This window comes from Aliivibrio fischeri, from assembly GCA_038993745.2.
GTDB lineage: Bacteria > Pseudomonadota > Gammaproteobacteria > Enterobacterales > Vibrionaceae > Aliivibrio > Aliivibrio fischeri_B.
Genome location: CP160629.1, coordinates 470,432 through 489,101, shown reverse-complemented (window position 1 = coordinate 489,101; position 18,670 = coordinate 470,432). Strand labels below are relative to the sequence as shown.

At 39.8% G+C, this 18,670-nt stretch carries 14 protein-coding genes and 1 pseudogene; 2 read left to right on the top strand and 13 right to left on the bottom strand.

Features of this window, described 5'->3' with window-relative positions; genetic code table 11:
* Positions 1–74 precede the first annotated feature (74 nt).
* From carB to murJ, 9 genes are all read right to left on the bottom strand, one after another.
* Complete coding sequence (gene carB / locus AAFX60_002415; GenBank protein XDF78073.1) at positions 75–3,305, bottom strand: carbamoyl-phosphate synthase large subunit; 3,231 nt, start codon at positions 3,303–3,305, stop codon at positions 75–77.
* A 17-nt stretch (positions 3,306–3,322) separates the two neighbouring features.
* The gene (gene carA, locus AAFX60_002410) at positions 3,323–4,480 is read right to left on the bottom strand and encodes a glutamine-hydrolyzing carbamoyl-phosphate synthase small subunit (protein XDF78072.1); all 1,158 of its coding nucleotides are present in this window, start codon (positions 4,478–4,480) and stop codon (positions 3,323–3,325) included.
* A gap of 593 nt (positions 4,481–5,073) precedes the next feature.
* Positions 5,074–5,883 carry a 4-hydroxy-tetrahydrodipicolinate reductase gene (dapB, locus tag AAFX60_002405; protein XDF78071.1) on the bottom strand — a complete coding sequence of 270 codons (810 nt, stop codon included), beginning with the start codon at positions 5,881–5,883 and terminating at the stop codon, positions 5,074–5,076.
* A 72-nt stretch (positions 5,884–5,955) separates the two neighbouring features.
* On the bottom strand, positions 5,956–6,900 hold the full coding sequence (gene ispH / locus AAFX60_002400) for a 4-hydroxy-3-methylbut-2-enyl diphosphate reductase (GenBank protein ID XDF78070.1): 945 nt from the start codon (positions 6,898–6,900) through the stop codon (positions 5,956–5,958).
* Positions 6,901–6,924: 24 nt separating this feature from the next.
* Positions 6,925–7,353, bottom strand: coding sequence for an FKBP-type peptidyl-prolyl cis-trans isomerase (gene fkpB, locus AAFX60_002395; protein XDF78069.1), 429 nt, complete (start codon positions 7,351–7,353; stop codon positions 6,925–6,927).
* 71 nt (positions 7,354–7,424) lie between these two features.
* On the bottom strand, positions 7,425–7,940 hold the full coding sequence (gene lspA, locus AAFX60_002390; GenBank protein XDF78068.1) for a signal peptidase II: 516 nt from the start codon (positions 7,938–7,940) through the stop codon (positions 7,425–7,427).
* Entirely contained in the window at positions 7,940–10,798 is a 2,859-nt protein-coding gene (gene ileS, locus AAFX60_002385) for an isoleucine--tRNA ligase (protein XDF78067.1), read from the bottom strand. The genes lspA and ileS overlap by 1 nt, the downstream gene beginning before the upstream one ends.
* 36 nt (positions 10,799–10,834) lie before the next feature.
* On the bottom strand, positions 10,835–11,767 hold the full coding sequence (gene ribF / locus AAFX60_002380; GenBank protein ID XDF78066.1) for a bifunctional riboflavin kinase/FAD synthetase: 933 nt from the start codon (positions 11,765–11,767) through the stop codon (positions 10,835–10,837).
* Between the two features lie 90 nt (positions 11,768–11,857).
* Entirely contained in the window at positions 11,858–13,417 is a 1,560-nt protein-coding gene (murJ, locus tag AAFX60_002375; GenBank protein XDF78065.1) for a murein biosynthesis integral membrane protein MurJ, read from the bottom strand.
* Positions 13,418–13,639: 222 nt separating this feature from the next.
* Here murJ and rpsT point away from each other — a divergent pair, with 222 nt between their 5' ends.
* A complete protein-coding gene (gene rpsT / locus AAFX60_002370; protein XDF78064.1) occupies positions 13,640–13,900 on the top strand; it encodes a 30S ribosomal protein S20 in 261 nt (86 codons plus the stop codon).
* Between the two features lie 121 nt (positions 13,901–14,021).
* Here the strand turns inward: rpsT and AAFX60_002365 are convergent, their stop codons facing one another.
* Both AAFX60_002365 and nhaR read right to left on the bottom strand, forming a co-directional pair.
* On the bottom strand, positions 14,022–14,318 hold the full coding sequence (locus tag AAFX60_002365; GenBank protein XDF78063.1) for a metalloregulator ArsR/SmtB family transcription factor: 297 nt from the start codon (positions 14,316–14,318) through the stop codon (positions 14,022–14,024).
* 63 nt (positions 14,319–14,381) lie between these two features.
* Positions 14,382–15,272 (bottom strand): transcriptional activator NhaR, encoded by an 891-nt coding sequence (gene nhaR / locus AAFX60_002360; GenBank protein ID XDF78062.1) that lies wholly within the window; start codon positions 15,270–15,272, stop codon positions 14,382–14,384.
* Positions 15,273–15,687: 415 nt separating this feature from the next.
* Between nhaR and AAFX60_002355 the strand changes: the two genes are divergently transcribed.
* The gene (locus tag AAFX60_002355; protein XDF78061.1) at positions 15,688–16,833 is read left to right on the top strand and encodes a Na/Pi symporter; all 1,146 of its coding nucleotides are present in this window, start codon (positions 15,688–15,690) and stop codon (positions 16,831–16,833) included.
* A 73-nt stretch (positions 16,834–16,906) separates the two neighbouring features.
* On the opposite strand, the gene AAFX60_002350 is transcribed toward AAFX60_002355, so the two are convergent.
* Positions 16,907–17,758, bottom strand: a complete 852-nt coding sequence (locus AAFX60_002350; protein XDF78060.1) for a thymidylate synthase — start codon at positions 17,756–17,758, stop codon at positions 16,907–16,909.
* 78 nt (positions 17,759–17,836) lie between these two features.
* Positions 17,837–18,669 (bottom strand): annotated as a pseudogene (gene lgt / locus AAFX60_002345) (prolipoprotein diacylglyceryl transferase).
* Position 18,670: the final 1 nt, after the last annotated feature.

The window sequence follows — 18,670 nt, the reverse complement described above, 5'->3', positions numbered from 1 at the left end:
AATCCCGAAGAACTCTTATTCTTCGGGATTTTTATTATTACTTAACTAATATTGTTACTTAGTCTGTTTCGCGATTAAGCGTATTTAGCTGCCACTTTAGCGTGTAGCTCTTGAACAGAGTTAACCGTTTTACGGTCATCCGCTTCATGAGCTAAACAACTAGCAAATGCTGCATTTAGCGTTGTTGTGTAGTTTACTTTCTCAGCTAGTGCACCGCGACGTAATACTTTTGAATCTTCAATCGCTTGACGACCTGCTGCAGTATTAACGATGTAGGTGTACTCACCATTCTTGATACGGTCAAGAATATGAGGACGGCCTTCATGTACCTTGTTTACTAGACGTGGGTTAATACCCGCTTCGCCAAGAATAACTGCTGTACCGTGAGTTGCATCCAGTTGGTAACCCAATTTAACAAGATGTTTTGCTAAATCTACAACACGTTTCTTATCACCTTCACGAACAGAAAGTAATGCACGACCACCTTCTGGGTATTCTTTGCTACAGCCAAGTTCAGCTTTAGCAAATGCTTCAGCAAACGTTGCACCAACACCCATAACTTCACCCGTTGAGCGCATTTCTGGGCCTAACAGTGGGTCAACACCAGGGAATTTGTTGAACGGTAATACCACTTCTTTAACTGAGTAGTATGGTGGGATGATCTCTTTAGTAAAGCCTTGAGACTCTAGAGATTGACCCGCCATTACACGCGCTGCAATCTTAGCTAATGGTGCACCTGTTGCTTTCGATACGAATGGAACCGTACGAGCAGCACGTGGGTTAACTTCGATTAGATATACTTTGTTATCTTTAACAGCAAACTGTGTATTCATTAAACCACGAACACCTAGCTCGAATGCCAGCTTACGTACTTGATCACGCATTACATCTTGGATTTCTTCGCTTAATGTATAAGCAGGAAGAGAACATGCTGAGTCACCAGAGTGAACACCCGCTTGCTCAATGTGCTCCATGATACCGCCGATAACCACTTGCTCACCGTCACAAATCGCATCAACATCCACTTCTACAGCATCATCAAGGAAGCTATCAAGAAGAACTGGAGATTCATTTGATACGCTTACTGCTTCATTGAAGTAACGACGTAAGTCTTGCTCGTCATATACGATTTCCATCGCACGACCACCAAGAACATATGAAGGACGTACTACGAGTGGGAAGCCGATTTCTTTTGATTTATCAATCGCCTGCTCCATTGTAGTAACCGTTGCATTTTCTGGTTGAAGAAGCTCCAAACGGTCTACTGCAACTTGGAAACGCTCACGGTCTTCTGCACGGTCGATAGCATCAGGGCTTGTACCTATGATTGGAACACCCGCCGCTTCAAGAGCACGAGCCAGTTTAAGTGGCGTTTGACCACCGTACTGAACGATAACGCCTTTTGGTTTCTCAACACGAGCGATAGCTAATACATCTTCCAACGTAACTGGTTCGAAGTATAGACGGTCAGACGTATCGTAATCCGTAGAAACCGTCTCAGGATTACAGTTAACCATGATAGTTTCGTAGCCATCTTCTCGTAGTGCTAATGATGCGTGTACACAACAGTAATCAAACTCAATACCTTGACCGATACGGTTTGGACCGCCACCTAAGATCATGATCTTATCTTTGTCTGTTGGATTTGCTTCACACTCTTCATCATAAGATGAGTACATGTAAGCCGTATCTGATGAGAACTCAGCAGCACACGTATCTACACGCTTGTATACTGGGTGGATATCATGCTGGTCACGCAGGCGACGAATTTCACTCTCACCAACGCCCAATAGTTTAGAAAGACGCGCATCAGCAAAACCTTTACGCTTAAGTTTACGAAGTGCATCTGCGGTTAAGTTAGCAAAACCACCCGCTTTAACCGCTTCTTCTTCTTTTACTAAATCTTCAATTTGAACTAGGAACCAACGATCAACATTCGTTAGATTAAACACACCATCAACAGACATACCCGCACGGAACGCATCAGCGATGTACCAAATACGCTCAGCACCAGCATCTTTCAGTTCATGACGAATTTTTGTTAATGCATCAGGAGCATCTAAATCAACCATCTCATCAAAACCAGTCGCACCTACCTCTAGGCCACGAAGTGCTTTTTGTAGAGATTCTTGTTGGTTACGGCCAATAGCCATCACTTCACCAACTGATTTCATCTGTGTTGTTAGGCGATCGTTAGCCCCTGCGAATTTTTCAAAGTTAAAACGAGGGATCTTAGTAACAACGTAATCGATTGTTGGTTCAAATGACGCAGGCGTTGCCCCACCTGTAATGTCATTCATTAGCTCGTCAAGCGTAAAGCCAATAGCCAATTTCGCTGCAATTTTTGCAATAGGGAAACCTGTTGCTTTAGAAGCAAGTGCAGATGAACGAGATACTCGTGGGTTCATTTCGATGATAACCATACGACCATCTTTCGGGTTAATACCAAACTGTACGTTTGAGCCACCCGTTTCAACACCAATCTCACGCAGTACAGCTAGAGATGCATTACGCATTAATTGGTATTCTTTATCCGTTAGCGTTTGTGCTGGCGCAACCGTGATTGAGTCACCAGTGTGAATACCCATCGCATCAAAGTTTTCAATCGCACATACGATGATACAGTTGTCGTTCTTATCACGAACCACTTCCATCTCGTACTCTTTCCAACCGATTAATGATTCATCGATTAGAAGCTCGTTAGTTGGCGAAAGGTCTAAACCGCGACGACAAATCTCTTCGAACTCTTCTTTGTTGTATGCGATACCACCGCCCGTACCACCCATCGTAAATGATGGACGAATGATACATGGGAAGCCAACCATATCTAAAACTTGATATGCTTCATCCATTGTTTTTGCAGTATCAGCGCGAGGACATTCAAGACCAATTGATTTCATTGCTTTATCGAAGCGAGAACGGTCTTCCGCCTTATCAATTGCATCAGCTGTTGCACCAATCATCTCAACACCGAATTCAGCAAGAACACCGTGCTTTTCTAAATCAAGCGCACAGTTTAATGCTGTTTGACCACCCATTGTTGGTAATACCGCATCTGGACGCTCTTTTTCGATGATGTTACGAACCACTTCCCAATGAATTGGTTCAATGTACGTTGCATCAGCCATGTCTGGGTCAGTCATGATTGTTGCTGGGTTAGAGTTCACAAGAATAACACGGTAGCCTTCTTCACGAAGTGCTTTACACGCTTGTGCACCAGAGTAGTCAAATTCACATGCTTGGCCGATTACAATTGGACCGGCACCTAGAATTAGAACGCTTTTAATATCAGTACGTTTTGGCATCTTATTACTACTCCGAATTAAGCTTTGTTTGTCTTGTCAGCAATAGACTGCTGAATTAATTCAATGAAATGGTCAAACAATGGCGCTGCATCGTGTGGACCTGGGCTTGCTTCAGGGTGACCTTGGAAGCTGAATGCTGGTTTATCTGTACGGTGGATACCTTGCAGAGTGCCATCAAATAGTGATTTGTGCGTCGCACGTAGATTCTCAGGTAATGTTTCTTCATCTGCTGCAAAACCGTGGTTCTGTGCAGTGATCATTACTACATCACGATCCAAGTCTTTAACTGGGTGGTTTGCACCATGATGACCAAACTTCATTTTTACTGTTTGAGCGCCAGATGCTAAAGCAAGAATTTGATGGCCAAGACAGATACCAAAGATTGGTAAACCTTTTTCTAGGAACACTTTTGTTGCTTCAATAGCGTAAGTACATGGTGCTGGGTCACCAGGGCCATTTGATAGGAATACGCCATCAGGATTCATTGCTAATACTTCTTCTGCAGAAGTTTGGGCAGGAACAACCGTTAAACGACAACCACGGTCAACTAACATACGTAAGATGTTACGTTTAGCACCAAAGTCATAAGCCACTACGTGGAATGGTAATTCACTGTCTGCTTTTTCTTCTGGCAAACCGCCAGTCAAAGTCCAAGAACCTTGCTTCCATTGATAAGCTTCAGAAGTCGTTACTTCTTTTGCTAAATCCATGCCTTTAAGACCTGGGAACTCTTTTGCTTGAGCAAGCGCAAATGCTTCATCTAAATTAGTGCCCGCTACGATACAACCGTTTTGAGCACCTTTTTCACGCAAAATTCGAGTCAGCTTACGCGTATCGATATCAGCGATGCCGACAATATTTTGAGATTTAAGATATTCAGAAAGAGTTTGTTCACTGCGGAAGTTTGAAGCTAAGAGAGGGAGATCGCGAATTACAAGGCCTTGAGCGTGGATTGAAGAAGATTCTTCGTCTTCGGAATTGATTCCGGTATTGCCAATGTGGGGATAAGTGAGAGTAACGATTTGTTGAGAATAGGAAGGATCAGTGAGAATTTCTTGATACCCCGTCATCGAGGTATTAAAAACGACTTCACCAACGGCCGAGCCATCTGCTCCAATCGATTGACCGTGGAACACTGTCCCATCTTCTAGGACTAACAGCGCTGATTTACTCAAGACAACCTCCAAACATAATAATCATTCATTTCACATCAATATATATGCAAAACTATTTTTTTAAAACCCAAAAAACAAACTACAAGCTCGATTTTTGACAAATTGGCGAAATTTTAGAGATGTATAGATTAACTGTCAACCAAAAACACATTATTAAATAACTTTTTCAGCCAACTCAAACTAAAAATCAATATATAAGGTCAAAAATGGAACTTTTAAAGCTAAAATTGATGTTTTTTTGCTCTTAATGATTTTTTTCATCAAAAAATCACTTTTTAGAATGATTAATTTAAGCATCAGATCAAAGCAAACGATAAACAACAAAGAAAAGTTACAAAAACAACCATCTCAATTAAAAACACAAACAAAACCACAAAAAAACACAAGCACTACCTATGTAATTTAATTTAAAACAAGAAGAAGTTAGATTTATAAGAATAGAGAAAACTAAGATATACCGTGCATTATTCGTGAATAATAAGTGATTATAATAAATTAAAGATAAATAGTTAGTATCTCCCCTTCAAGTCATTACCATTACAGGGTTTTAGTTAAAAAAAGCCCGAGTCACATTGATTCGGGCTTAGTAATAATTAAATCTGATCTAAATTTAATACATCGTGCATGGTATAAAAACCGGGTTCTTTCTTATGAAGCCAATGAGAAGCTCTCACGGCACCATTAGCAAAAGTCATACGATCTGTCGCTTTATGCGTTATCTCAACTCTCTCGCCAATATCTGCAAACATAGCAGTATGCTCACCGACAATATCACCAGCTCGAATGGTAGCAAAACCAATTTCATCTTTGCTTCTTTCACCTGTAATGCCTTCTCTAGCATATACAGCCACATCTTCTAATTTGTTACCCATGGCACCAGCAATCGCCTCTCCCATTCCAATCGCTGTACCTGAAGGTGCATCGACTTTATAGCGGTGATGAGCTTCAACGATTTCAATATCGCAATAATCCCCCATGACCTTTGCTGCTTTTTCTAGCAGTTTAAATACAAGGTTTACGCCAACACTGTAATTTGGAGCCATAACTACTGGAATTTCTTTCGATGCTTGATCAATAATTTCTTTTCCAGGCTCGCTAAAACCTGTTGTACCAATAACAATCGCTTTATTATGTTCTTGGCAAAGTTCTATATTTTTTAATGTTGAAATAGGAAGGGTAAAATCAATAATGACATCAAAGTCATCTGTCACTTTAGCTAAATCATCAACAATAAGAATGCCTGATTTACCTAACCCAGCCATTTCACCAACATCAACGCCAATAAGACTCGACTCTGGGCGTTCACTCGCTGCTGCAAGTACAGCAAACTGAGAACCATTAACTGCTTTTATTAAGTTGCGACCCATTCTTCCTGCTGCGCCAGCAATTGCTACTCTTACCATTTTGATCTCCGCTTCTTTAAATACGCATCCTTGCACTCTATCTTAAATTTTTATTCACTACTATGTGAAGTATTAAGATACCGTTTTGATTTGCAATTCTTTTGGCACTTCAAAAAACATATTTTCTTCACGACCAGTTAATTCTTCAACAGTCGTTCCGCCAAATGCTTTTACTTGTTCAATAATTTGGTTAACCAATTCTTCAGGGGCTGAAGCTCCAGCAGTTACACCAACTTTAGTCTGTTCTGTTAACCATTCTTCTTTAAGATCTTCAGGACAATCAATTAAATAACTCGTTGTCCCTAGTTTTTCAGATAATTCGCGTAAACGATTTGAATTTGAAGAGTTTTTAGAACCAACAACGATCATCACATCCACTTGGCTTGCCATATCACGCACTGCATCTTGACGATTTTGTGTTGCATAACAAATATCATCTTTACGTGGTCCTTGAATTTCAGGAAATACTCGACGTAATTCATCAATCACATCAGCGGTTTCATCAACAGATAATGTTGTTTGACTTACATAATGAAGATTCGATGGATCTTTTACATTTAATTTAATGACGTCATTAGGAGTTTCAACTAAATACATACCAGCTGAATCACTCGCATACTGCCCCATTGTACCTTCAACTTCTGGGTGTCCGGCATGGCCAATTAATACAACTTCAATATTCTTCTTACTTGCACGAGCCACTTCCATATGAACTTTTGTCACTAGTGGGCAAGTTGCATCAAACACAGTTAATGCTCGTTCTTTCGCTTCTTTACGTACTGCCTGTGAAACACCATGAGCAGAGAAAATAACAATATTATCGTCAGGCACTTCGTGCAATTCTTCAACAAAAATAGCACCACGTTGCTTTAATCCTTCAACAACAAATCGATTATGTACTACCTCATGACGAACATAAATAGGTGCTTCATATAACTCTAAAGCACGCTCAACAATGCTAATGGCACGATCAACACCGGCACAAAAACCACGAGGATTAGCTAATACTATTTTCATTTTCTTTCTCTTTATTGTGTTGGATTAACCAACCGCTACAATCTCTACATCAAAGATAACATCTTGACCCGCTAATGGGTGATTAAAATCAACTGTCACTGAGTCACCAGCAATTTCTGTTATGATGCCTGGAATATCCATTCCATCAGGGCCACTAAAGGCCATAATAGTTCCGACTTCAGCTGCGGCATCACCTACAAAGCGATTTCTATCCATATGATGAATATTATCAGGGTTTGGAAGGCCAAATGCATCTTCAGCACATAATTCAATACTCTTAGCTTGCTCGGCTTCTAAACCAAGTAAACATTTCTCAAAATTTTCACTTAAGCTGCCATCACCCATAGTAAATTTTGCTGGCTTACCTGAACTATGTGTACTATCCGCAACAGATCCATCTTTTAATTTTATGGTGAAATGTAGGGTAACTTCACTGTTATTTTCTATTTTCATTTCAATCTTTCCTTGAAAAAAAACGCCACTCGACTGCTCGGGTAGCGTTCATTGATTATGCTCTATGCGTTTTATTGCTCTTTTTTACCAGAGCGGAGACCATCCAAAATGATCAAGCCCGCACCGATACATATGGCAGCATCCGCTAAATTGAATGCAGGCCAATGATAATTACCCCAATAAAAATCGAGATAATCGACAACGAAACCATGAACTAAGCGATCAAAAACATTACCAATAGCACCACCAATGATCAGTGCATAAGCAATATTATTCAATTTATCTTTCTGCGGAGCTTTACGCATCCAATAAACTAACAAACCACATACGCTAATAGCAATGCCAGTAAAAAACCAACGTTGCCAACCAGCTTGATCACTTAAAAAGCTAAATGCTGCACCATAGTTATGAACATAAAGAAAGTTAAAGAAAGGCAATACTTCAATACGGTTTGCCCAACCATAACCCATTTCTTTCATCACAAATAATTTGATGCTGATGTCTGCCATAAAGATGATCCCCGCTAGCCATAGCCAGCGGAGTCCTGATTCTTTAAGCAGCGGTAATGTTTTCTTATCGCTAGTCATTATGCAAATTTACGCTCTTCGCCTTCACCATCAACGTTAGATACACAACGACCACATACTTCTTCGTGACCTTCGATAGTACCTACATCAGCAACATGGTGCCAACAACGCTCACACTTCGCCGCTTCAGATGCAGCAACATCAACAAACAGACCATCTAATTCTGTTGCTTTCGCTGATTCTGTTTTCTCACTAAGTGGTTTAACAGTTGCTGCTGAAGTTAGAAGAACAAAACGCAGTTCATCTTCTAATTTGTTGATTTTAGCAATTAATGCGTCATCAGCGTACAGCGTTACTTCTGCTTGAAGTGCGCCACCGATCACTTTCTCACCACGTGCAGCTTCAAGTAATTTATTTACAGAAGCACGAACCGCTTGGATTTCAGTCCAGAATTCATTATTGAACTCTTCACCTTCAGCAAGATCAAATAGACCTTGGTACCATTCGCCTGTAAATACAAATTTCTCACGCTCACCTGGCATTTCATTCCAGATTTCATCAGCAGTGAATGACATAATAGGAGCCATCCAACGAACTAATGCTTCTACGATGTAGTAAAGCGCCGTTTGACAACTGCGTTGAGCGTGACCGCCCTTCTTAGCTGTGTATTGACGGTCTTTAATTACATCTAAGTAGAAAGAACCCATTTCGATTGAACAGAAATGCATCAAACGCTGAGTTACTTCGTGTAAGTTGTATTCATCGTAAGATTTAATGATCTCTTGCTGTGCTGCAAATGCACGACCTACAGCCCAACGATCTAACGCTACCATTTCTTCTGCAGGAACGATATCTGTTGCTGGGTTAAAGCCACTTAAGTTAGCTAGGAAGAAACGAGCTGTATTACGAATACGACGGTATGCGTCAGCTGAACGTTTTAGAATTTCATCCGAAACTGCAACTTCGTTAGTATAATCAGTAGATGCTACCCATAGACGAAGAATATCTGCACCTAGTTTGTTTGTTACATCTTTAGGTGCAACAACGTTACCGATAGATTTAGACATCTTACGACCGTTACCATCCACCACGAAACCGTGTGTTAGTACTTGACGGTAAGGTGCTTTACCTTTCATTGCTACTGATGAGATCAGCGACGATTGGAACCAACCACGGTGTTGATCTGAGCCTTCTAGGTAAAGATCTGCACTGTGCGTTCTTTCTTCTTCTGGGAAGTTGTATTCTTCGCGAGAGTCAACAACAGAGAAGTGAGTTACGCCAGAATCAAACCATACGTCTAAAGTATCTAAAACTTTTTCGTAGTTTGCAGCATCTTCTTCGCCCATAAGCTCAGCAGCATCAACATCCCACCATGCTTGAATACCTTTTTCTTCAACTAGTTTCGCTACTTTCTCAATTAGCTCTAGTGAATCAGGGTGTAATTCAGCCGTTTCTTTATGTACAAACAGAGCAATTGGCACGCCCCAAGTACGTTGACGAGAGATACACCATTCAGGACGACCTTCGATCATACCTTCAATGCGGTTTTGACCCCATTCAGGCATCCACTCAACACTCTTCACTTCTTCTAGCGCTTTAGCACGAAGACCCGCTTGATCCATTGAGATGAACCATTGTGGCGTTGCACGGAAGATGATTGGTGTTTTGTGTCTCCAACAATGTGGATAGCTATGCTCATACGCATGATGATGCAGTAGCGCACCTTTTTCTTTCAATACTTCAAGTACTGAGTCGTTTGCTTTGAATACATGCTGGCCAGCAAACAGTTCAGTATCAGGAAGATATACACCATTTGAACCTACTGGGTTTGCGATTTCTAAATCGTATTTTTTACCAACCACGAAGTCTTCTTGACCATGGCCTGGTGCTGTATGAACAATACCTGTACCTGAATCAGTCGTTACGTGTTCACCTAAAATTGCAGGAACCGTAAAGTTGTAGAATGGGTGGTTAAATTGAAGAAGCTCTAAGTCAGAACCTTTAGCAAAACCTAAGTTATGGTAATGTTCGATGTTTGCACGTTCTAATACTGACTTAGCCAGTTCAGAAGCAAGGATCAGACGTTGCGCTTTTTGCTCACCGTGTGCTTCTACTTGTACTAATACGTATTCAAGATCTGCGTGTAATGCCACTGCACGGTTTGCAGGAAGAGTCCAAGGTGTTGTTGTCCAGATAACAACTGATAATTCACCTTCACCTTGATGACCTTCAGGCGTACTGAATTTCGCTAATGTAGCAGCTTCGTCAGCGGCAACAAAACGTACATCAATTGATGGAGATACTTTATCTTGGTATTCAACTTCCGCTTCAGCTAGTGCAGAACCACAATCCGTACACCAGTGAACAGGTTTGAAACCTTTCAATAAGTGGCCTTGGTCAGCAATTTTACCTAAAGAACGAATAATGTTTGCTTCAGTACCAAAATCCATTGTGCGGTAAGGTTTATCCCACTCGCCCATAACGCCTAGACGCTTGAAGCTCTCTTTTTGACCTTCAACTTGGCCTGCCGCATATTTACGACATTCTTCACGGAATTCAGCAGCAGAGATCTTTTGACCCGGCTTACCTTTTTTCTTTTCTACCATTAATTCAATTGGTAGGCCGTGGCAGTCCCAACCAGGAACATACGGCGCATCGAAACCAGAAAGTGTTTTCGACTTAATAATAATGTCTTTAAGAATCTTGTTTAGTGCGTGACCAATATGAATGTCACCATTTGCATAAGGAGGGCCGTCGTGTAATACGAACGATTTCTTACCTTTTTTCGCTTTACGGATTTCACCGTAAAGGTCTTCATCGTACCAACGCTTAAGCATTTCTGGCTCACGATTAGCCAAGTTACCACGCATTGGGAATCCTGTTTCTGGCAGGTTCAAGGTATCTTTATAGTCACTCATTGATTCTTAATTCCGTTACTTGGGCGAAATGAAATGTTATCTATTTTCAGACAGCCACACCCGCGCTGCCTGAGAATCTAATTCTATTTGTTGTTTTAGAGCGTCAAAAGACTCAAATTTATGCTCGTCTCTTAATTTATAAAGCAATTCAACATCCAACTGTTGGCCATAAAGGTTTCCTTTATAGTCAAAGAAATGAACTTCAAGTTGCTGACGAGCGCCATTTACCGTTGGGCGATGACCGATATTGGCAACACCACCTAATTGTTTCCCTTCGCTATCTTTAGCTTGCACAACATACACGCCAGAGACAGGAGAAACACAACGTTTTAATGGGATATTCGCTGTAGGAAAACCTATGGTTCGTCCTAATTTTCGACCGTGGGATACACGACCTGTAATACTATAATGTCGCCCTAGCATGGTTGCGACATCATCTAATTTATTATGTAAAAGTGCAGAACGTATTGCTGTGCTACTTACTCGTTGTTGCTGTAGGCAAAAACTTTGTGTGTTCACCACTTCAAAGCCATGTTTTTTACCTGCTTCTTGCAACATGGCAAAATTTCCTTTGCGATGTTTACCAAAACAGAAATCATCACCCACAACCAAAAACTTAACATCCAACAATCTCACCAACAAGTCTTCGACAAACTCATCGGCGCTTTGTTCTGCAAATTTCTGGTTAAAATTAATACATAATAAACGTTCTATTTCTAGTTTTTTAAGCTGAACAAATTTATCTCGTAAACGCGTTAATCGTGCCGGAGCCTTTTCTTTTGCAAAAAACTCCATCGGTTGAGGCTCAAAAGTCATTACGACAGACGGTAAGCCTAGCTCTTTAGCTTTAGACTTAACTTGTTGTAATACTTGCTGATGTCCTAAATGAACACCATCAAAATTACCTATCGTCATTACGCAGCCTTTATGGTCTGGCGTAATATTGTGAATACCTCGGATTAATTCCATTATCTCAATATCAATTTATTCGCTTAAAAAAACTGACGAATTATATACTAATGTACTCATTCAGACCACTGAACAAAAGCAATTCTTAATTTAGACTGATGCTCTTAAATGACGCAGGCGCAATCCAAATACAATAGCTGTCATTAAGTAAGAAGTGGCACCTAAACCAATAAAGGCAAATAGCATCATCACTCGCTTAGCCAAATCCCACTCTAACCAGATGCTCATGCTCGGCATCAGCCACAGTAAAATAGATACCATAACACCGCCTGACACAATTAGCTTCAATACAAAAAATACCGTCTCTTTTGATAATTTATATACATTTGCTAAATGCAGTCCTCTATATAAGAGAACCATATTAACTAATGCAGATAATGCTGTCGCCATAGCAAGACCAACATAGCCATAAAAATAAGCAAAAATAGCATTAAAGAACATGTTGGTTACCATGGCAATGATACCGTAACGAACTGGTGTTTTAGTATCTTGACGAGCGTAATAACCAGGCGCTAATACTTTAATTAACATAAAGTTCAACAAACCAGATGCGTAAGCCAATAAAGACAAAGAAGCTTGGTTTACATCATTTGGAGAAAACTCACCACGCATAAACAAGACCATCAACATCGGCTTGGCTAGTACCATTAAACCCAGCATGGCTGGAATACCAAGTAAAATCACCATACGAACGCCCCAATCCATAGTTTGCGAAAATCCATCGCCTTCTGCATCGACATGTTTACGTGATAATGCTGGTAATATTACGGTTGCAATAGCAATACCAAATAGCCCTAAAGGAAACTCTAACAGACGATCAGAATAATATAGCCAACTGATCGAGCCCGTCGCTAAAAAGCTGGCAATAAAGGTATCAAATAATAAGTTGATTTGACTAACAGACACACCAAATAATGCAGGGATCATTAACGTTCTGATTTTTACTACACCAGGATCATTCCACCCCCATTGTGGGCGAACTAACATCTTTGCTTTATAAAGAAATGGAAGTTGGAATAAGAATTGGATTAAACCGCCTAAAAATACCCCTATTGCTAAGCCGATTTCTGGCTGCTCTAAATTAGGAGAGACGAAATATGCACACGCAATAATGGCTATATTAAGGAAAACAGGCGTAAAAGAAGAAACAGCAAACTTCCCAAGGGTATTTAAAATGGCGCCCGACAAGGCTACAAATGTGATAAACCATAAATAAGGAAAGGTAATTTTTAAAAGAAAGCTGGCCAACTCAAATTTAGGTGCTGCTGGACCATCATTAAGCCAATCCATAAACCAACCTGCACCAAACAATGCAGTGACGACACCTGAGCCAATAATACCAAAGAAGGTGACGATGGTAACAAGAACCCCAAGCGTTCCCGAGGCTTTTGCAATTAATTCACGCGTTTTGTTGTCATCCCCACTGGCATGGTATTCAGTTAAAACAGGGACAAATGCTTGAGAAAAAGCGCCCTCTGCAAATAGACGACGTAAAAAGTTGGGGATCTTATTTGCAAAGAAGAAAACATCAGCCGATGCTCCTGCGCCCATAAGATTTGCAACCACGACATCACGGACTAAACCGAGAACTCGAGACACTAAAGTCATGATGCTGACTATTAAGCCAGAACGTAAAAGTCGTTTACTCACAAAAAAAACCTCATAAAGATGGTAATGATGACCATAAAGAGCTTACTAACTGGAAAAAATGCTGTTAGAATGCACGTCATCTTAACCGTGTTTTGCCAGTTTCATCAAACTTTTGTTTGAGACAGCTTGGTTTTTACACAAATCATTTGACATTTGGGTTCAAAGGGTGCATATTTCCCGACCTTAAATTGTCACCGAACTACGTTTTTGGGAGTTAGACCCTTGGCAAATAGTAAATCTGCTAAGAAGCGCGCAACTCAAGCTGAAAGACGTCGCCAGCACAACGCTAGCCGTCGTTCAATGATGCGCACTTACATGAAAAAAACTATCGCAGCTATCGAAGCTGGCGATAAAGAAGCTGCAACTGCTGCACTAGCAACTGCAACTCCACTTCTAGACCGCATGGCGACTAAAGGCCTTATTCATAAGAATAAAGCTGCACGTCATAAAGCGCGTTTCACTGCTGCAATCAAAGCTCTTTAATAGAAATTTGATTCTCAGTTAGAAATAAGAAAAAACCGACTTAGGTCGGTTTTTTTATATCTGCAATTTGAAGAAAAAAGAAAAAGCTTTTACAACCCCTTCCTCTCCTTTTCTCTATAACTTACTTTTGACAATATAAATCGTGGAGTAATTGAATAACGGATCTTACTTCTTGACTATTTAATGAGTAAAAAACCGTTTGAGATTCTTTTCTTGTTGAGACTAACTCATCACGACGTAGCCAGCCTAAGTGTTGTGACAGTGCTGATTGACTTAATTCTAATTTTTCTGCAATTTGACCTACCGACAATTCACCATCTAATAGTAAGCACAAAATGAACAATCTACGTTCGTTAGCCATTGCTTTTAATAATGTCACCGCTTGTGGTGCATTATCTTCCATCATTTGTAAGTCCATATAGACGCCCACCTTCTAATTTAGCTCTGGCTAATTTAGCTTGTTACTTACTGTAATTGCAAATTAAAAATCAAATAAATGCGAGAAGTCTGCTTCACAAATACTTTTCACCGCTGGGTGCTGTATCATTCTCTCTGCAAAAATGACGTAATACTCTTCTTTTAGATCTCTTACATCTGCAATCTTATGTAAAGATAAATCAGAATCCGCTTCATTCATATATACGGAAGGCGCTAAAAAAACCGCATTATTTTCACGAGCAAATGCTTTCATTAATGCAACATCATCAAACTCACCTAAAATATTTGGAGTCACGCCTTGTTGATCGCACCATTGAACCACTTTTCTTCCCATTGAAGTACGACTACCTGGGATTAGTACCTTATGTTTTTCTAATACCTCAGGAAATGTCACTCCTTTAAGTTCCTTTGAACAAAAGAAGCTCATCTCACATTCACCCAACTTTTTACTGAATAACCCTGAATTTTGGCTTGAATCTACAGGACAGTCTGAAAGGATCATATCCAATTTATGTTGAGATAATTGTTCTAGTAATAGTTCGTGTGTTGATTCAAAACAACGTAAGTGAATAGATGCATCTTCAGGAACGGTTGTTGAAAGCACCTTACTAACTAACCTTTTAGAAAGCGCATCAGCAACACCAACATCAAACAGTACGTTTGCTTGCTGACTATAATTAACGATATCTAGCATTTCATAACTTAAACCAAACATACGATCGGCGTATTTATAAATAAGTTGGCCTAGCTCTGTAGGCTCAATATTACGACCATTACGTTTAGTTAACTTTCCATCAAGTCTATCTTCTAGGGCTTTAATTTGACCTGTTACGGTTTGAGGAGTAAGAAATAATGCCTCAGCCGCTTTAGTTACTGAACCTTGTTTGCATACCATCCAAAAATAATAAAGATGGTTATAGTTTAAATGAGACATTATGAATCCTTTTATCACTCATGTTCTGAATTACTGCAATAATCGTTAATATTATTTTGCTCTAAGCAAGATACGTCATTTATTACAGTAATAGCAAACACTTCGTAAAAAATAATATAAATATCAAAATTATTCGTTTTTTCCGCATCCAGATTCTTCAAAATGTCATACTAACGAAACATAGAACAAAATAATCCCAAAAAATAATTTATATTCCATTTTCTAATAACGCACACAAAACCATTAATATCAATAACTTAAAAATAGTAAAAATCACCCATTCATTCAAACAATCGAATATGACGCATTTATTACAGTTTTCTCTTTCACTGTAATATTTCTGAAATATTCGTTATCTACTATCGCTTCAGATTAAATAAACCGACAACATAATTTCTCGGTACGGAGCTTTACTATGAATACCCAATCAATTTCTGCAGCAACAATGAGCAATACCTCGCGCATGCTGCGTTGGGCAAACTTAGCATTTATGCTTTACCTTCTTCTTTTAGCCGTTTCTATGGTTGGTACAGGCTTTAAATGGTCTGTAGGTCAAGAAGCGAAAGTTCTTTTTGAATTTGCTGCTCACCCAATTGCGGGCTTAATGATCGGCTTAGTGGCAACAGCGTTAATTCAATCATCTTCAACAGTAACTTCAATTATTGTTGGATTAGTAGCTGGTGGTTTACCTGTTGAAACAGCTATCCCTATGGTTATGGGTGCAAACATTGGTACAACCGTTACAAATACACTAGTAAGTCTTGGTCATGCTCGTTGTAAGAACGAATTTAGACGTGCTTTTGCTTGTGCGACAGTTCATGACTTCTTCAACCTACTAGCGGTAACTATTTTCTTACCATTAGAGATGATGTTTGGTATTTTCCAAAAACTATCAGCATGGTTAGTATCTCCGCTACTAAATGCTGGTGATATGAGCATGAAAGGCTTTGATTTTATTAAGCCTATTACAAAGCCGGTAATCAGTGCTATTCAAGAGCCACTATCAAGCTTTGGTAGTATGACTGGTGGTCTACTAATGATTGCTCTTGGTATTACGATTTTGTTCATCGCTATTACCTTAATGGGTAAGTTAATGAAGAGCCTAATGGTTGGTCGTGCAAAAGAACTACTTAAAAGTGCAATCGGTCGTGGTCCTATACACGGTATTGCATCAGGTACTGCGGTTACGGTTCTTGTTCAATCATCATCAACAACGACAAGTTTAATGGTTCCGCTAGTTGGTACTGGTGTTCTTAAAGTTCGCGATGTATATCCATTTACTCTAGGTGCTAACATTGGTACTTGTGTAACAGCTCTACTAGCAGCTACAGCGGTGTCTGGTGAGTATGCAGTATTCGCTCTACAAATTGCACTAGTTCACTTATGCTTTAACGTTATAGCAACGCTAGTAATCTTCGGTACGCCATTCTTACGTGAGTTACCAATTAAAGGTGCTGAGTGGATTGCTGAAATGGCTAACCGTAACAGAAGTGTGGTAGCTGGATATTTAGGTTTTGTATTTATCATCCTACCTGGTAGTGTATTAGCACTAACCGTTTAAAACTAAAAAACACGAATAAAAAAAGCCCCGAAGTTATGCTTCGGGGCTTTTTTATTATATCTAATAAATAATATTAAACAGAAAAAGGATACTTAATTGCTTCGTGGCTTTCATAGCCAATCACTTCAAAGTCATCCATAGTTACCCATGTTTCTAAATCTTCTAGTGACTTAATCTCAGGGTTTATTTTAAAGATTGGGGCTTGTAACGGTTCACGCTTTAGCTGCACAGTTTGCATTAGTTCAAGTTGGTCTTCATAAATATGTGCATTTACAATCTTATGGTACGCCTTACCTGCTTTATGCCCTGTAATTTGTGCCACTATCGCTAATAAGAAATACACTTGAACCATATTGAAGTTTAGACCTAGAGGCACATCACAAGAGCGTTGAGTGCTATTTAGGTATAACGTATCACCTAATAATGAAAAATGGTGTGAGTACATACATGGACGCAAGCAACCCATATCAAACTCACCTGGGTTATAAAAATTTAAAATCTCACCACGATCATCAATTCCCTGACTTAAATCATCAATGATTTTTTTCAGTTGATCGACAAACTCACCATTTGGTTTTGCCCATGAACGACCTTGCACACCATATACTCGGCCCATGTCATCATCACCTTTACGATGAGGGTTGTTTAGCCATGCATCGTTAAGGTTAGCATTCGCATCCCATGTTTTTGTTCCAATTTTACGGAAGTCTTCTGCGCTATCGTAACCACGAATATAACCAATCATTTCAGCTACTGCCGCTTTCCAAAAGCTCTTACGTGTTGTCACAAGAGGAAAAACACCATTTTCTACATCATAAGTTAAATCCGCATTAATCACCGTTAAACAACGCTTTCCTGTGCGCTCGTTTTCGATCCAAGTTCCTTCATCTACAATGCGTTGGCATAAATCTAAATACTGCTTCACGGTCATTTCTCTCAAAATTTAACTTAAAAAAATGGCCTCATGAGTTCAGAGGCCACTATATTATAAAACTATTCTAACTTATTTTTTCTTTGTCGTACTTTGTGGTTGCTCAATTGATGGGTACAAATTGCGTTTAAATGCCCAAAGCATCATTAATAAGCCACCAATAACCATTGGTAGTGACAAAATTTGTCCCATTGAAATCCAATCACCAAATAATCCTAACTGTGCATCTGGTTGACGTACATACTCGACCAAGAATCGGAATGTACCATATCCAAATAGGAATAAACCTGAAACAGTACCTAATGGACGAGGTTTACGAATAAACCAATTTAGAATAAGGAATAATACAACACCTTCAAGGGCAAATTCATATAGCTGAGAAGGATGTCGAGGGAAAGGACCGCCAGTTGGGAACACCATTGCCCAAGGCACATCGGTAACACGTCCCCATAACTCACCATTCATAAAGTTACCTAAACGACCCGCTCCCAGACCAAATGGTACTAATGGTGCAACGAAATCTGCAATCGTAAAGAAACTACGATTATTCTTATAACCATACCAAAGCATTGCTGAGATCACCCCAGTAAACCACCATGGAAAGACATACCACCAGTCCATACTTCAAATAAGTACAGTGGGTTATCTAAGAAGTAGCCGAAATTATAAAACAGCACATAACCAACACGACCGCCGATCACTACACCTAAAAATCCAGCAAACAATAGGTCGCTAACTTGATCTCGTGTCCAACCGCTATTTGGCTTATCTGCACGCTTATTAGCAAGCCATAATGCAAACATAAAACCAAATAAATACATTAATCCATACCAACGAACCGCTAATGGACCGATCTCAATTAATACAGGATCAATATGTGGGAAGTTCAAATACCCCTGACTCATG

Excerpts from the sequence above, each read along its gene's own strand:
- ileS (XDF78067.1), bottom strand. The coding sequence starts at position 10,798 with ATGAGTGACTATAAAGATACCTTGAACCTGCCAGAAACAGGATTCCCA.
- fkpB (XDF78069.1), bottom strand. The coding sequence starts at position 7,353 with ATGAAAATAGAAAATAACAGTGAAGTTACCCTACATTTCACCATAAAA.
- nhaR (XDF78062.1), bottom strand. The coding sequence starts at position 15,272 with ATGTCTCATTTAAACTATAACCATCTTTATTATTTTTGGATGGTATGC.
- AAFX60_002355 (XDF78061.1), top strand. The coding sequence starts at position 15,688 with ATGAATACCCAATCAATTTCTGCAGCAACAATGAGCAATACCTCGCGC.
- lspA (XDF78068.1), bottom strand. The coding sequence starts at position 7,940 with ATGACTAGCGATAAGAAAACATTACCGCTGCTTAAAGAATCAGGACTC.
- AAFX60_002365 (XDF78063.1), bottom strand. The coding sequence starts at position 14,318 with ATGGACTTACAAATGATGGAAGATAATGCACCACAAGCGGTGACATTA.
- ispH (XDF78070.1), bottom strand. The coding sequence starts at position 6,900 with ATGAAAATAGTATTAGCTAATCCTCGTGGTTTTTGTGCCGGTGTTGAT.
- dapB (XDF78071.1), bottom strand. The coding sequence starts at position 5,883 with ATGGTAAGAGTAGCAATTGCTGGCGCAGCAGGAAGAATGGGTCGCAAC.
- carB (XDF78073.1), bottom strand. The coding sequence starts at position 3,305 with ATGCCAAAACGTACTGATATTAAAAGCGTTCTAATTCTAGGTGCCGGT.
- ribF (XDF78066.1), bottom strand. The coding sequence starts at position 11,767 with ATGGAATTAATCCGAGGTATTCACAATATTACGCCAGACCATAAAGGC.